This is a genomic window from Microbacterium profundi, assembly GCF_000763375.1.
Taxonomy (GTDB): domain Bacteria; phylum Actinomycetota; class Actinomycetes; order Actinomycetales; family Microbacteriaceae; genus Microbacterium; species Microbacterium profundi.
In genome coordinates, this window is the sequence record NZ_JPSY01000001.1 from 294,733 (window position 1) to 309,664 (window position 14,932).

The window sequence follows — 14,932 nt, forward strand, 5'->3', positions numbered from 1 at the left end:
CGAGCATGGCAGCTCATGCCGAAGCGTTTCCAGGATGCCGTCGCCTCCAATATCGATCGCCTTCAGGGTGTGAGCGTGCCGGCGCCGCCGCTTCCTGAAATGGACAAGCCCTACCGAATGCTCATCGGGCCAGTGAACTACGCAGGTCAGGGATATCGATGGGCGCGGGCAGCGGAGACGAGCGGTCTCGTATCCGCGCGCAATTATGTGCACACGGGTAACAATCCGTTCGGGTACGACGCTGATCATCTGGTGTCCTGGCGAACCTCCGAGCATTCACGCGAATGGCAGCACGCGATGCTGGATGTCATCCGACGCGACTACACGCACGTCCTCATCGAAGCCTGCTTCCCCATCCTCGGTGGCATGTTCAGCGGAGACGTGCGACGCCAGGTCGCTCTACTGCGCCAGGCAGGTATCAAGGTAGGTGTGGTCGGCCATGGCACGGACGTACGCCTGCCCTCGACACACCTCCACAGCACACCGTATTCACACTTCGGCGACGGTGCGGAGACCTGGGCCCCGGTCGACGAGATAGAGAAGAACGTCGCCGAGAATCTCGCACTCATCGCAGATCTCGACGTTCCTGTCTTCGTCTCAACCGCGGGTCTCCTACTCGATCTGCCGAACGCGCATTTCCTCGGTGTCGTGATCGATCCTGAACGATGGCGCACCACGTCGGCACCCCTGGTTCGAGATCGGCCACGAGTCATACATGCTCCGACGCAGACTCATGTGAAGGGGACGCATATGATCGCACCTATCGCACGACGGCTCGATGAGGAAGGGCTGATCGAGTATGTCGAGCTTGAGGGGATCGCGAATCAAGACATGCCGCGGATGTTCGCGGATGCCGACGTCATCCTTGACCAGTTCCGAGTCGGCGATTATGGCGTCGGCGCATGCGAGGCCATGGCGAGCGGTCGCGTCGTGCTCACCTACGTCACGGAACAGGTGCGCACTGAAGTAGAGCGCCATGCCGGGATGCCGCTCCCCATCCCCCGCGTGACGATCGAGACCCTGGAGGCAACACTCAGAGATATCGTCGCTCGCCGGGACGAACACCAGGCCCTGGCCGCGACGGGACCCGAGTACATTCGCCGTCTCCACAACGGATCGTTCTCTCGCGATGTGCTGATGCGAGAATTTCTCAGCTGAGTCCATGCGCGTCACAATCGTCTCAAGAATCTACCGGCCCGAGCCCGCTGCGGCTTCGATCTACCTCGGCGCTGTCGCCGATGAGCTCCTCAACCAAGGACATGCCGTTGACGTGATCACCGCGGCTCCGCCGCGCGGCACACAGGTGCGATCTCGCGGCGAGCGCGTCAGGACGCTGCCTGTTCTCCGTGACAGGAACGGGTACGTACGTGGGTACATCCCGTACATGAGCTTCGACATCCCGCTGGCGATCCGGCTGCTGTTCACGCGTCGACCGGACGTCGTACTGATGGAACCGCCACCGACGACCGGGGTGGTCGTACGCACCATCTGCGCCCTGCGGAGGCTGCCGTATGTGTACGACGCGGCGGACGTCTGGTCAGATGCCGCCCAGCTTGAGCCGGTTTCACCGTTCGTGGTGAAAGTTCTCCGTGCCTTGGAAACTTTCGCTCTGCACGGCGCGACTCATATCGTGACGATATCGCAAGGGGTCATGGATCGTCTCAGGGCCCTCGGAATCACCCGTGCCGTGACGCTGACCGGCTTCGGGGCCGATACGCACGAGTTCCCCCTGTCGAAAAGGAGCCCCGAACCGCTATTCGTCTACGCGGGCAGTTACTCCGCATCACACGGTGCGGAGATCCTGATTGACGCATTCGCACGATTCCTGCCCACCCATCCGGACTATGTGCTCCGATTCATCGGCAACGGCAGCGAGCGTCACCTGGTCGAGGCGCGAGCAGGAGCGTTGGGAATCGAGGACAGGATCGAGTACCTCGAGCCTGTCCCCCCAGCGGAGTTGCTGCCCCATCTGGGGGCGGCTGCAGCGAGTCTCGCGACGATCAAGCCCAGCACCGTCTACGAGTATTCATACGCGTCGAAAGCATTCTCATCCTTATCCGCGGGGTGCCCTGTGCTCTTCGCTGGTTCGGGGCCGACTGGTTCGCTCATCGACGCAGCCAACGAGCATGTTCGCGCCGGGGCGTCGTGCATTTACGACGTCGACTCGATCGCGGCGGCGATGGCCGAACTGGCTGATAACCGTTCTACACCGGACCAGCGAGCAGCATTGAGCGCATGGACCGCGCAGGAGCATTCCATGTCGGCGGTAGCTCGTCGAGTCGTCGCGGTTCTGACCTCGGTCGTCGCAGAACGGGGCTGAGATGCGCGGAATGATTTCAGGACTCACGGAATGGCTTATGAGTCACCGTTCGTCCCTGCCAGGCTGGATGAACCGTGCGATGGAGTCGGTCGCGCGAAACCCTGACGGCTTCATCGGGCGGTTGGCATCACAGCTCCTCGGCAGTGCGCAAGTCGCGCCGACGACGGTCCCCCGCACGCCTATCCGTCTCTACATCGCGCCGACCAACTACTCAGGTCAGGCTCATGCTTGGGCACGCTCAGTCGAACACGCGAACTCCCAGATCGGTGCCAGGAATCTCGCGGTCGAACTGCCGGGAGGGTTTCGCTTCGCGGCTGACACGATCGTTCCCATCACAACGGTGAATGCGTCGCAAAGCTGGGCGGATGCGGAGTGGGAGGCAGCCAACCAGTTCACCCACGTTCTCGTGGAGGCTGAGAGGTCGATGTTCGGGCGAAAGTTCGACCGCGACCTCGCGGCAGAGATCGCCGCTCTGAAGGAGAGTGGAGTGTCAGTCGCCTACATCTGCCACGGCACGGACATCCGCCAACCTGATCGGCATGCGCAGCGCACGCCTTGGTCTCCGTATCCGGAAGATCCGCGAACAGCCGCATTGCGTGCGGACGCAGAGAAGAACCTCGCGCTACTTCGGGCGCTCCCACTGCCGACCTTCGTGTCCACACCGGATCTGCTCGACGACGTGCCGTGGGCGACGTGGTGCCCTGTTGTGGTGGACCCCCAGGTATTCGCGACCGCATCCGCGCCATTCGCCGCCGGAACACCTCGAGTTCTTCACGTCTCGAGTTCCGCCGTACAGAAGGGCAGCCATTACATCGAACCAGCGCTCGCGCCGTTGCGCGAGGACGGCAGCATCGAGTACGACCTGGTCAGTGGGGCACCTTCGACGGCGATGCCTGGCATCTATGCTGCGGCGGACATCGTTCTCGACCAGTTCCGGCTCGGTTCCTATGGAGTTGCCGCATGCGAGGCGATGGCGGCCGGACGCGTCGTCGTCGGTCATGTTCTTCCGTCGGTTCGCACCAATGTCAGAGAGCTGACCGGTCTCGATCTACCGATCGTTGAAGCGACGCCGGGCACTCTTCATGACGTCGTTCTGCATCTTCTCCACCATGCTGACGAGTCTCGCGCCATCGCCAAAGCCGGAATTACCTTCGTCAGCACTGTTCATGCCGGTTCAGCAAGTGCGCGAGCCCTCATCGATGGGTGGATCGCGAAGTCACGCTGAGGCGGAGGCAAGTGCCGCATCACGACGCGCCTGATCCCGACGATCCTTCCATCGGCGCATGCGACGTTCGGCTGGACGCTCGACGAAACTGTGCAGCGCCCAGGCCGCGACCAGATCGATGACCAGTAGACCCGCGAACCATGCGAGGTTGCTCCAGGCCGCTGGCTGATACCCGAAGACACGGAGGGCGATGTAGATGAATGTCGCGTGGATGAGGTAGAAGGCGAAAGACCATTCGCCCAGCTTCACCTGGATCTTCGATTCGAAGAAGGATCGACGTCCTTTCAGTGCGTGGGCGGCCAGCGCGACGATGGCAAGTCCGCAGGCGACGGTGAACAATTCATTCGTGAGCGCCGGAATCGACCGCAGCCCTGGTACGGCACCGAAGAAGCGGTTACTGACCACCTGCAGCACGATCACGGCTCCAAGCGATCCAATCCCGACCAGAGGGTGGATGCGGGGACGCCAGCCGGATCGCATGGCCCAAGCGAGCGCCATGCCGAGGATGAACTCGGGAAGACGTTGGATCGGCAATGGCACATCGGCGAGCCATGACCCGGGCCAAAGAACCACGGAAATCCGGTAGGCGAAGGCGTACGCTACGACTCCCCCCGCCAGCAGCAGCGCGCCACGACGGGCGAGAGGGACGAGGAATCTTGAGATCCACGGGTGCAGGGCGTAGAAGAAGGCCTCGCACGTGAGGGTCCACGCAGCGGGGTTGCCGGAGAAGAGAATCGTCGGGTTCGACCACCATGCCTGGAGCAGGACCACGGATAGGAGAAGAATGCCGAGATCGAAGGGCTTGAGGAAGCTCCCCTCCGCGATAGGTGCAAGCGAGTAGAACACCGGGATGGCGACGAGCAGCGCGACCATGTGCGCCGGCCAGATACGTGCGAACCTGCGCCAGTAGAACGTCGAGGTGGGGAGTTCGGGCCGCGCAGACCAAGTAAGTACGAATCCGGAGAGCACGAAGAAGAAGGTCACTCCGAGGTAGCCGTTCAGCACCACAGTCGTGAGCACATCTGGCAGCGGTAACGGCGCAAAATTGTTCAGGTCCCTCTTTGTCAAGCTGGTTGTGAGTCGTTCATGATCAGTAGGGAGTCAGGGTGATGACTGTCAGTCCAGGGTTCACGGCCATGGAGATCCGTGAGATCGTGCACGAGTATCAGGTGCAGCCGCACGGTCAGAAGCGGCCGTGGCTCGCCGCGCGGGGCGTGTCGTATGCCCGGCTGCGGCGGTGGCGCGACGCGGTGTTCGAGGGTGACCTCGACCGGGGGCTGGTCCCGCGAGAAGGTAGTGGTATGACGATCCCACCGAGCAAGCGCACCGCGCTGGAGAAGCAGCGTGCGAGAGAACGCGCCGCGCATGAGAACGAGGTGACGCGGTTGACCGCGCGGGTGCGGGAGCTGGAGGACACCAACGATGCGCTGGGAAAAGCTATCGGGCTCTTGCACGCGATGAGCGAGCCAGAGCCCGCCGAGATCCCGACGACGACCGATCCGTCGAGTTCCTGAGCATGGAGAACGACCTCGTGGCGGAGTTGGTCGGGATCACCGGATCCCAGCGGCAGGCGCTGGAGCTGACGGGGGTGTCCCGGTCGACGTGGCACTACCGGCAGCACCCGCGGGACCGGGTCGCCGATCCGATCCCGCAGACCGAGCGGGCGTACCAGTCGCGGATCAGCGAGCCGGACCGGGAGAAGATCACCGAGCACATCCTGTCCGGGTGGGCGGGACAGAACTCCGTCGATCACGCGTTCGCCTCGGCATGGGACCAAGGGATCATGCTCGGCTCCCGCCGCACCTGGTGGCGGATCGCAGCGGAGATCGAGGACCAGATGCTGCGCCCGAAGGTCCCGGCTCGTAAGGAGCGCACGGCGCCGCGGAACAAACCCGTGCTGAAGGCGACCGGCCCCGGGCAGGTTTGGACGTGGGATATCAGTGACCTGTACTCGCCGTGGCGTGGGGTGGTGTTCAAGGCGTACAAGATCACCGACATCTTCTCCCGTGAGATCGTCGGATGGCGGGTCGAGGACCGTGAGGCCGACCACCTCGCCGTCGAGATGTTCGCGCAGGCGATCGCCATGCACGGCACGCCGTGCATCGTGCACGCCGACAACGGCGCCGCGATGAAATCGAACCTGCTGCGAGACTTCCTGAAAGAGCAGCACGGCACTGAACTGTCACACAGCCGGCCGTACGTGTCCGATGACAACCCCTTCAGCGAGGCGGGATTCCGGACCATGAAGTACCGGCCGGGCTACCCGAAAGTCTTCGCCGACCTCGACTCCGCCAGGGCATATCTCGGCGAGTACGTGCCCTGGTACAACCAGGAGCACAAGCACTCCGGTATCGCGTTGTTCTCCCCGTCCCAGGTCCACGATGGATCCTGGCGCGAGGCCTGGCAGACACGCGAACACGCCCTGCAACGCTACTTCGAGGCGCACCCGGAACGCTTCCGCGCCCGCCCGAGCACACCCACACCCGCTGGCACGGTCGGGATCAACCTGCCCAACGAGAAACCACAAAACAAGGCCGCGTGACTCCACACAGCTTGACATCGCTCGGGTGGTAAAGGAAGACCACAAATGCCGCCCACCAGCGGAGTCCAGTGAGTGAGTCCAGTCGAGACGTCGGCTGAGCGAGAGTCGCAGAAGCGTGCAGGGTGGGGTTCCTGTCCAGATCAAGGATTGTCAGATCACCGTCGATCCTACCAATCACATCGGCAGTCCAAGTTGGCTGCTTGTAGTCGCGACCACGTAGGATCATTCCGGTGAGCGAGTTCGATGTAGACGTGGTGATCCCCGTGCATTCCGAAGCCCGTCCGATCATGCGTGCAGTGGCATCGGTGACAGACGGGACGAAAGCCGCCGTTCGCGTCATCGTCGTCGCGCACAATATTGATCCTGAGTTGATCGGTCACAAGCTCGGTGTCTATGCGAAACGTGATGACGTGCGAGTCCTCTCGCTGAATGACGGCATTCACTCACCTGCTGGCCCGATGAATATGGGACTCGATGAGGCCGCTGCACCGTACGTCTCCCTCCTCGGTTCCGATGATGAGATCGCCGTCGGTGCAATCGACTCATGGCTCCGAATCGCGAAGACTCACAACGCCAGCACCGTACTCGCACGAATCGACAGGCAGAACAGCGGCCCCGACCCGCACCCGCCGACGCGGCGGGGGCGAACTGTCGACCTTGACCCGGTGAAAGATCGGTTGGCCTACCGCAGCGCCCCCCTGGGACTCATATCGAGGAAAGACTTCGGGAATCTGCGCTTCACGCCGGGACTGGGTTCAGGAGAGGATCTCGAGTTCACCGCGACACTATGGTTCACGGGCTCGCGTATCGCGTACGATCGCAACACGCCGGGCTACATCGTGCACGAAGACGGCGGCGATCGCGTCACTTTCGCTGCACGCACCGTCGAACAGGATTTTGCCTTCCTGAATGCGATCACGGCCGCCGAGTGGTTCCCGCGTCTCAGCAAGGCGCAGCTCCGCGCCCTCGGCGTGAAGACACTCCGCATGCATTTCTTCGATGCCGTGTTGTTGCGGTTGCAGTCCCCGGAAGGAATCGGCGCCCACCGCGCGGACCTCGACCGAGTGCTCGCAAAGATCGAGAGCTTCGCGCCAGGATCGCTTTCGCTGATGTCGAGGACCGATCGCGCCGTCATCGACGCGATCCGAGCAGAACCAGTGACTCCGGAACACATCATGTGGCTCCTTTCGGCGCGCTGGGGGCGCAGCCCGAGTGCATTGCTACCGCGAAATCCGTTACTGGCACTGCACCGACAAGCGCCGTTTCGGACGCTGCGCGCGACCGTGGCGTGATCCGTGTCCCTGATCGAAGCGAGTATGAGAAACCCGACCGTCGATGTGACCATCGCAGTCCATTCCGCGACAAGGCCGATCGCACGCGCTGTCGCGTCGGTCATCGACCATACGCGTGCAGCCGTGCGCGTCACCGTGGTTGCCCACAACATCGACCCGGAGATCATTCGCGCCAATCTGGGTGAGTTCGCTAATCATCCCGACGTTCGGCTTCTTGCGCTGCGCGACAACATCAGTTCGCCAGCTGGGCCCATGAACCTCGGCATGGAACACGCGTCGGCACCATTTCACTCGCTTCTCGGTTCTGATGACGAACTCGAGCCGGGTGCCCTGGATTCCTGGCTCGAGCTTCAGCGATCCACGCGGGCGTCCGTGGTGATTGCGCGCATACGCCTCTCCACTGGCGTGTACGACCCGTACCCGCCAGTGCGTAATGGTCGACGGACGACGAAGTTGCACGCCCGCAAGGACCGCCTCCACTACCGCAGTGCACCCCTCGGGCTTGTCCAGCGAGCACGATTCGGCGATCTTCGTCTGAGCGAAGGTCTGGCCTCTGGGGAGGATCTTGCCTACGCGAGCGCCCTGTGGCTCACCGGCGGCACGATCGCCTATGATCTGCACGGACCGGCCTACCTCGGCCACGACGACGCGATCGACCGCGTGACGTCGGCTCCACGGCCGCTGGTCGAGGATTTTGCGTTCCTCGATGAGATCGAAGGCGCACCGTGGTTCGCCGGGCTTTCTCGCGCCGACCGCCGCGCGCTCGTGGTGAAGTTCATTCGCATCCACGTGTTCGACGCGATCGCTGCTCGCGTCATCGACCCCGGAGTCGCAGTTGAGCGTGGCGACCTCATCAAAGTCCTCGATCGACTCGAACGAATGGCTCCCGGCGTGCTCCGGATGCTGTCCCGTGCCGATCGTCATGTGATCGACGCCCTTCGCACAGGAGCCATCGAGTCGCAGGAGTACGTGCCGCTTCTGGCAGCTCGCTGGAATTACCGCTCCCTGGCTGCGCTGCTGCCGCGCAATCCCGCTCTGATCCTGGCTCCCCAGGCGCCGCTGCGCACTCTTGCTGCGGGTGCACGATCCCTCTCAGCACGGCACCGCACCCGACCGGATGCGGTGAACACGCATGAAACCCGAGATGCAATATGACTGAGCCGACTCACGATGAGCAGTTCCCCGAGGCACTCGTCGACGTCACCATCGCCGTGCACACGACCTCTCGCCCGATTCGGCGGGCTGTCTCTTCCATTCTCACTCACACGTCGTCGCCGGTGTCCGTCAACGTGGTCGCGCACAACGTCGACCCAGAGAAGATCCGTGCGAATCTGGGCGAGTTCGCAGATCACCCCCGCCTCCGCTTGCTTTCGTTGCAAGACGGGATAGCGTCGCCCGCCGGCCCCATGAATCTAGGGTTCGATCACTCCACTGCACCGTTCGTCTCGCTTCTCGGCTCCGACGACGAATTCGCTCCTGGGGCGCTGGATTCTTGGCTCGCCGTGCAAGCGGAAACAGGCGCGACTACCGTGATCCCGAAGGTCATCATCATCGGACGACCGATGAACCCCTTGCCGCCGCTGCGTGGCGGCCGACGCACCCGGCGGCTCAACGCTGACCGGGATCGCCTCAGCTATCGAACCGCTCCGCTGGGACTGATCGACCGAAGGCGCTTCAATCGGCTGCGGTTCGCTGAAGGGCTTGCTTCTGGTGAGGACATCGCCTATTCCGCAGAGCTGTGGTTCACCGGCAGTGAAATCGCAGTGGACCTCGAGGGGCCTGCCTATCTATGTCACGAGGACGCGGTCGATCGTGTGACCTCTGCACCGCGCGCGGTGGCGGAAGACTTCGCCTTCGTCGATGCGATCGAAGCTGCGCCGTGGTTCAGCACGATGAGGCGGTCGGACCGAGTCGCGCTCATCGTGAAGATACTTCGCATCCATTTCCTCGATGCGGTCGCCACACGGGCATTGAGTGATGAAGGGCTTGGTCCGCATCAGTCGGCTCTGCAGGAGGTGTTCGACCGGCTGCGTCGGATGGCACCAGGCGCACCGGCTCTGCTTTCACGCGTGGACCACCGTATCCTTCAGGAAGCATTCTCGGAGAAGCCGTCGCCAGAACGCATCCAGATTCTCGCTCACGACCGGTGGAACCAGCGATCGTTCGGTGCGCTCCTCACACCGAATCCGATCCGCTCGCTCCATCGACACGCCATGATCAGGCTGTTCAATGCGGCCAACCGGACCAGCAAACTGGACCAGTCGCCGCTTTGAATCCCGGTCAGATGTTGTCGCGGAGCTCGCCGCCCAGCCCTGCGAGCAGAACCTGCTCGGCAAAGGCAGGAAGCGTAGACGCCACCTCTCGGAAAGTTCCCTGCGCAGCGATGACCCCGTCATCCATGTAGCAGATGCGATCGTATTCCTTGATGGTCGAGAGCCTGTGCGCCACGGAAATCAGTGTGACTTCGCCCTGCAGCGCACGAATTGCCTTGGTGACCTCATCTTCAGTCTTCGTATCCAGAGAGCTCGTCGCCTCGTCAAGAACCAGAACCAGCGGATCCGTATAAAGAGCGCGCGCGATTCCAAGGCGCTGCTGTTGACCGCCGGAGAGTGAGACGCCGCGCTCACCGATCCGCTCGTCTATGCCACCCGCGCGGGATTCGATCAACGATCCCAGCTGTGCGCGCTTCAGCGCCGACACAACGCGGTCGCGATCGATCTCGTCAGTCCAGGTGAGCGCAACGTTCTGAGCGATCGTGGCGTCGAAGAGCGCGACTTTCTGCGGTACGTAGCCCACCCGACCGCGCCACTGACGCAGCACGGTGGGGAGCGGGTCGCCGTCGATCGCGATCTCCCCGGACGTCGCCTGGCTGAGACCGAGAAGTAGATCGATAAGAGTGGACTTTCCCGCGCCGGATGGGCCGACGATACCGACGGAGCTTCCAAGAGGGATCGACAACGACAGACCTCGAATGACGTCCTCATCCGCCTTGGGATAGCGGAAACGCACGTCTGACAGACGCAGTTCACGCGGGCTCTCGTCCAGCTGAGCCGTGTCAGCCGGAGTCTGGGAGACCTTCATATCGTCTTCCGCGGCCTTCAGATCACCGATGACATCGGTCGCAGACGGAATGCTCGCAACACCCTGCACGATTCCGCCTTGGATGCCCGTGATCGCGGGAATGAGCCGGAAGCCGGTTGCCGCGAACAGGGCGACAGAGGAGAGCGCTGCAGTGATCCCGCCCTGTGCGAACGCGGCACCACCGATGATGAGGACACCACCGATCAATGCGGCTTCGAAGGCGAAGCCCGGGATCACGCCGAGGAATGACGAGTTCGCCCTCGCCCGTACCGAGTGCTTGCGATTATCCGCAACCAGGTTCGAGACGTCGTCGAGTCGATTGCGCAGGCTGAGCTCCTTGAGCGCCTCCATCATCTCAGTCATCAGAATCGCCACGCGATAGCTGTAGTTGCGGTTGACCAGTGCCGCTTCCAGTGCTCGCCGTGTTACAAAGCGGTGCACGATCAAAGTGACCAGCAGAAGATAGACCAACGCGATGATCGAGGTGACCGGATCGACGACGAAGAGCACGACGATGATGAGCACGAAGGTGAACACGGAGCTCGGGATGCGCATGAGCGGCAACAGGAAGCCGGACATGGTGTTGGCGATCCCACCATCAGCGATTCGCGTGATCTCGGCGACGGTGCGCTTTGAGCGTTCTTCCCAGCTCGAGTTGATGTACGCCTTGAACATCCGATCGCCGATCTCCAACTCGTACTTCGCAAAGCGACGAGTGGCGAACCAATGCAGGGCGACCGAGAGAACGGACTTGGTGATGATGAGGAGACATGCTCCGAGAGCAAACAGCGGAATCATCTCGGGAGTGACCTCGCCGATCACTGGAAGCGTGATGCTGCCGCCGGAGACCGCGGGTCCGATGATCACGGCGAGAAGCGACATCGCGACGACGTCCAGCGCTGTGATCAGTGTCGTGGCCACCATGTAACCGACGAAGTACCTCTGAGCTCCCAGGGGAAGCAGCGGTAGAAGGTCGCGGAGGACCGGCCAAATCCCCTTCATCGCTGCGGCGCCTGGAATGTCGTCGACTGACCAGTGTCAGCCGACGACAGCGCACCCTCCACGACTGTGAGAGTTCGCAAGCCCTGCTCCATCGTGACGACGTCGCTCGGCAGACCAAGGACGGCATCGCGGAATGCCTCGTGTTCGACGCGCAGCGGCTCGCGCTTGGCGAAGGAATAGCGCGTGATGTCTCCCTCGGACACGCCACGGAACGACGAGATCGACTCCCATTCCAGCGGAATGGTGCCGTTCGCGAAGAAGGTGAGGTCTCCCGTCGCCGTGTCTGCGATGAACGTGCCTCGATCGCCGGTGACGACAGTGACACGCTCCTTCATCGGAGAGAGCCAATTCACGAGATGATTCACGATCACGCCATTCGCGAGGCGTCCGGTCACGGTGATCATGTCCTCGTACTCGCGGCCGCTCTTGTGCGCGATCTGCGCGAACACGCTGGTGTACTCGCTCTGGGCGACCCAACTCGTCAGGTCGATGTCGTGGGATGCGAGGTCCTTCGCAACGCCGACATCTGCGATGCGGGCTGGAAATGTGCTCTGACGCCGGGTGGCGATCTGGTAGACCTCGCCGAGTTCGCCCGACTCCAGGCGCCGTCGCATCTCCTGCAGCGCCGGATTGAAGCGCTCGACGTGCCCGACGGCACCGATCAGGCCCTTCGCGGCGAAGGCAGCCACCATGCGCTGACCTGCTTCGATGCTGTGCGCAATGGGCTTCTCGACCAGAGTGTGGACACCGGCCTCAGCGAGCTTCAACGCCGCATCCTCGTGGAACGCGGTCGGAACGGCGACCACAGCGATGTCGATGCCTGCATCGATCAGCGCCTCGATGTTCGCAAGGATGGGAAGCTTGCCGGCAACGTTGTGCGGGTCGCCGCCAGGATCGGCGATCGCCACCAGATCCACACCCTCGACCTCGCGGATGACGCGGGCGTGGTGACGCCCCATCATGCCCACGCCCAGCAGGCCCACGCGCAGATCAGCCATCAGGCGCCGGCTCCTGCAACGGTGTTGACCGCTTCGACGATGCGGTCGAGGTCGTCCTGGGACAGCGACGGGTGCACCGGGAGTGAAGCGACCTCACGTGCGCCACGTTCCGTCTCGGGCAGGTCCAGGCCCGGCGCGAACGGCGCCAGCGACGGGAGGCGGTGGTTCGGGATCGGGTAATACACACCCGCACCCACATTGTGCTCGGTCTTCAACGCCGCCACGAACCCGTCCCGATCCTCCGGAACACGCACCGTGTACTGGTGATACACATGCACCGCACCCTCCGCCACCGGAGGTATGACGACACCGTGCAGGTGCGCGTCCAGGAAAGCCGCATTCGCCTGACGCGTCTTCGTCCACGCGTCGACCTTCGTCAACTGCACACGCCCGATCGCCGCATGGATATCGGTCATCCGGGCATTGAAGCCGATGATCTCGTTCTCGTACTGGCGCTCCATGCCCTGGTTGCGCAGCAACCGCAGGCGGCGGGCGATCTGCTCATTCGCGGCCGTCACCATCCCGCCCTCACCACTGGTCATGTTCTTCGTCGGATACAGGCTGAACATCGCGAACTCACCGAACGAACCCACCGGACGGCCATCGAGTGCCGCCCCGTGCGCCTGCGCCGCATCCTCATACAACGCCACACCCCGCGCCGCAGCCAGAACCTCCAACTCCCGCATCCTGGCCGGGTGCCCATACAGGTGCACCGGAAGGATGCCCTTGGTCTTCGGCGTGATCGCCGCGGCGACCGCTTCGGGGTCGAGAGAGAACGTGTCCGGCTCGATGTCGACGAACACCGGCGTCGCACCCGTGAGCGCAACCGAGTTCCCCGTCGCCGCGAACGTGAACGACGGCACGATGACCTCATCGCCCGGGCCGACACCAGCAGCGAGCAGCCCCAGGTGCAGACCTGCCGTGCCCGAATTCACGGCGACCGACGGCCGACCAGGCACGAAGTGCGCCGAGAACTCCTGCTCGAACGCCGCGACCTCCGGCCCCTGAGCGACCATGCCGCTGCGCAGAACGCGGTCGACCGCCTCGCGCTCCTCATCACCGATGATCGGCTTCGCCGGGGGAATGAACTCGCTCACACAGACTCCTTGATCAATATTCCATCAGTCTCAACAAAACGCGCACCCGTCGAAGGACACACCCACGTGTTGTCGTCATCACCGGCTGTCAACGGCACACCGGACTCGCCCACCCAGCCGATACGCCGCGCCGGTACACCGGCGACCAACGCATAAGCCGGGACATCTTTCACCACGACCGCGCCAGCAGCCACCGTCGCCCAGGCACCGATCGTCACCGGGGCGACACATGTCGCACGCGCACCGATCGCCGCGCCACGCCCGATCGTCACGCCGACCGGTTCCCAATCATGCGCACTCTTGAGCGAACCATCTTCATTGATCGCGCGCGGATACGTGTCATTCGTGAGGACCACAGCCGGGCCGATGAAGACGCCATCGGCAAGCTTCGCCGGCTCATAGACGAGCGCGTAATTCTGCACTTTGCAGTTGTCACCCATGACAACTCCAGTACCCACATAGGCACCACGCCCGACGATGCAGTTCTCACCCATCGAGACGCCCTCACGGACCTGTGCAAGATGCCAGATCGAACTTCCCGAACCGATCGTGGCTTCAGGTGAGACATCGGCCGAATCTACGATTCGCACACCAGCCGGTGAGGCCATACGGGATCTCCTCGCAGTGTCAGAAAAGGGGCTACGCCATCCTATCCGCTCCCTCAACGGTTTCCTGAGAGGATGGAACAGTGACCAACCCCGCAACCTCCGACACCCACACGTGGATCGTCGTTCCGCTGTATAACGAGGCCACGGTGATCGCCGGCGTGATCGCGGGGCTACTGCCCCGGTTCCCGAACGTGGTGTGCATCGACGACGGTTCGACGGACGGCTCCGCTGACGTCGCTCGCCGCGCCGGTGCCCATATCGTCGAGCACCCGATCAATCTCGGACAGGGTGCCGCTCTGCAGACAGGCATCGACTACGCCCTCTCTCGCCTCGGATGCGAGTACATAGTGACGTTCGACGCCGACGGACAGCATCGAGTGGAAGATGCCGCAGGCATGGTCGCGATCGCCCGTGAGAGCAATGCGGCTATCGTGTTCGGATCGAGATTCCTCGATGACCGCACGAGGCCTGGGTGGATGAAGCACGTCATCCTCAAGACCGCGGTATGGGTGACCAATCTCACCACCAGCGTCAAACTCACCGACGCGCACAATGGGCTGCGCGTCATCCGACGCGATGCCGCGACGCACATCCAGTTGAAGCAGGATCGCATGGCTCACGCCACCGAGATCGTGCTCCAGCTCGGAGACACCGGGCTCCCATGGACTGAATATCCGGTCGAGCTCCTCTACACCGACTATTCGAAATCGAAGGGCCAATCGGTGCTCAATGCAGTCAACATCCTCGTAGACCTGGTCATCCGGTGA

The 14,932-nt window shown here is 62.9% G+C and carries 14 protein-coding genes; 9 read left to right on the top strand and 5 right to left on the bottom strand.

Going from position 1 to position 14,932, the window contains the following annotated elements; all coding sequences use genetic code 11:
- Positions 1-15 precede the first annotated feature (15 nt).
- From JF52_RS0101420 to JF52_RS0101430, 3 genes are all read left to right on the top strand, one after another.
- Positions 16-1,158, top strand: coding sequence for a glycosyltransferase (locus JF52_RS0101420; RefSeq protein WP_152594790.1), 1,143 nt, complete (start codon positions 16-18; stop codon positions 1,156-1,158).
- Between the two features lie 4 nt (positions 1,159-1,162).
- On the top strand, positions 1,163-2,320 hold the full coding sequence (locus JF52_RS0101425) for a glycosyltransferase family 4 protein (protein ID WP_033104750.1): 1,158 nt from the start codon (positions 1,163-1,165) through the stop codon (positions 2,318-2,320).
- A gap of 340 nt (positions 2,321-2,660) precedes the next feature.
- Positions 2,661-3,545 (top strand): glycosyltransferase, encoded by an 885-nt coding sequence (locus JF52_RS0101430; RefSeq protein ID WP_152594791.1) that lies wholly within the window; start codon positions 2,661-2,663, stop codon positions 3,543-3,545.
- Here the strand turns inward: JF52_RS0101430 and JF52_RS0101435 are convergent.
- On the bottom strand, positions 3,537-4,565 hold the full coding sequence (locus tag JF52_RS0101435; RefSeq protein ID WP_052166671.1) for an acyltransferase family protein: 1,029 nt from the start codon (positions 4,563-4,565) through the stop codon (positions 3,537-3,539). The two genes, JF52_RS0101430 and JF52_RS0101435, sit on opposite strands and share 9 nt — an antisense overlap.
- A gap of 89 nt (positions 4,566-4,654) precedes the next feature.
- On the opposite strand from JF52_RS0101435, the gene JF52_RS0101440 reads away from it, so the two are divergent.
- From JF52_RS0101440 to JF52_RS0101460, 5 genes are all read left to right on the top strand, one after another.
- The gene (locus JF52_RS0101440; RefSeq protein ID WP_033104751.1) at positions 4,655-5,059 is read left to right on the top strand and encodes a hypothetical protein; all 405 of its coding nucleotides are present in this window, start codon (positions 4,655-4,657) and stop codon (positions 5,057-5,059) included.
- A 2-nt stretch (positions 5,060-5,061) separates the two neighbouring features.
- A complete protein-coding gene (locus JF52_RS0101445; protein ID WP_152594792.1) occupies positions 5,062-6,087 on the top strand; it encodes a DDE-type integrase/transposase/recombinase in 1,026 nt (341 codons plus the stop codon).
- A gap of 230 nt (positions 6,088-6,317) precedes the next feature.
- A complete protein-coding gene (locus tag JF52_RS0101450; RefSeq protein WP_033104752.1) occupies positions 6,318-7,379 on the top strand; it encodes a glycosyltransferase in 1,062 nt (353 codons plus the stop codon).
- A gap of 24 nt (positions 7,380-7,403) precedes the next feature.
- On the top strand, positions 7,404-8,534 hold the full coding sequence (locus tag JF52_RS0101455; RefSeq protein ID WP_052166672.1) for a glycosyltransferase family 2 protein: 1,131 nt from the start codon (positions 7,404-7,406) through the stop codon (positions 8,532-8,534).
- On the top strand, positions 8,531-9,652 hold the full coding sequence (locus JF52_RS0101460; protein WP_052166673.1) for a glycosyltransferase family A protein: 1,122 nt from the start codon (positions 8,531-8,533) through the stop codon (positions 9,650-9,652). Before JF52_RS0101455 ends, JF52_RS0101460 begins: the two co-directional genes overlap by 4 nt.
- 7 nt (positions 9,653-9,659) lie before the next feature.
- On the opposite strand, the gene JF52_RS0101465 is transcribed toward JF52_RS0101460, so the two are convergent.
- From JF52_RS0101465 to JF52_RS0101480, 4 genes are all read right to left on the bottom strand, one after another.
- A complete protein-coding gene (locus JF52_RS0101465; protein WP_235272306.1) occupies positions 9,660-11,384 on the bottom strand; it encodes an ABC transporter ATP-binding protein in 1,725 nt (574 codons plus the stop codon).
- 74 nt (positions 11,385-11,458) lie between these two features.
- Complete coding sequence (locus tag JF52_RS0101470; protein WP_033104754.1) at positions 11,459-12,460, bottom strand: Gfo/Idh/MocA family protein; 1,002 nt, start codon at positions 12,458-12,460, stop codon at positions 11,459-11,461.
- The gene (locus JF52_RS0101475) at positions 12,460-13,557 is read right to left on the bottom strand and encodes a DegT/DnrJ/EryC1/StrS family aminotransferase (protein ID WP_033104755.1); all 1,098 of its coding nucleotides are present in this window, start codon (positions 13,555-13,557) and stop codon (positions 12,460-12,462) included. The genes JF52_RS0101470 and JF52_RS0101475 overlap by 1 nt, the downstream gene beginning before the upstream one ends.
- Positions 13,554-14,165: an acyltransferase gene (locus JF52_RS0101480; RefSeq protein ID WP_033104756.1), complete on the bottom strand. Its 612-nt coding sequence runs from the start codon at positions 14,163-14,165 to the stop codon at positions 13,554-13,556. Before JF52_RS0101480 ends, JF52_RS0101475 begins: the two co-directional genes overlap by 4 nt.
- An 80-nt stretch (positions 14,166-14,245) precedes the next feature.
- Here JF52_RS0101480 and JF52_RS0101485 point away from each other — a divergent pair, with 80 nt between their 5' ends.
- Positions 14,246-14,932: a glycosyltransferase family 2 protein gene (locus tag JF52_RS0101485; RefSeq protein WP_033104757.1), complete on the top strand. Its 687-nt coding sequence runs from the start codon at positions 14,246-14,248 to the stop codon at positions 14,930-14,932.

Coding starts and splice junctions, on each gene's coding strand:
- JF52_RS0101455 (WP_052166672.1), top strand. CDS start 7,404: ATGAGAAACCCGACCGTCGATGTGACCATCGCAGTCCATTCCGCGACA.
- JF52_RS0101460 (WP_052166673.1), top strand. CDS start 8,531: ATGACTGAGCCGACTCACGATGAGCAGTTCCCCGAGGCACTCGTCGAC.
- JF52_RS0101445 (WP_152594792.1), top strand. CDS start 5,062: ATGGAGAACGACCTCGTGGCGGAGTTGGTCGGGATCACCGGATCCCAG.
- JF52_RS0101480 (WP_033104756.1), bottom strand. CDS start 14,165: ATGGCCTCACCGGCTGGTGTGCGAATCGTAGATTCGGCCGATGTCTCA.
- JF52_RS0101420 (WP_152594790.1), top strand. CDS start 16: ATGCCGAAGCGTTTCCAGGATGCCGTCGCCTCCAATATCGATCGCCTT.
- JF52_RS0101470 (WP_033104754.1), bottom strand. CDS start 12,460: ATGGCTGATCTGCGCGTGGGCCTGCTGGGCGTGGGCATGATGGGGCGT.
- JF52_RS0101465 (WP_235272306.1), bottom strand. CDS start 11,384: ATGGTGGCCACGACACTGATCACAGCGCTGGACGTCGTCGCGATGTCG.
- JF52_RS0101440 (WP_033104751.1), top strand. CDS start 4,655: ATGACTGTCAGTCCAGGGTTCACGGCCATGGAGATCCGTGAGATCGTG.
- JF52_RS0101425 (WP_033104750.1), top strand. CDS start 1,163: ATGCGCGTCACAATCGTCTCAAGAATCTACCGGCCCGAGCCCGCTGCG.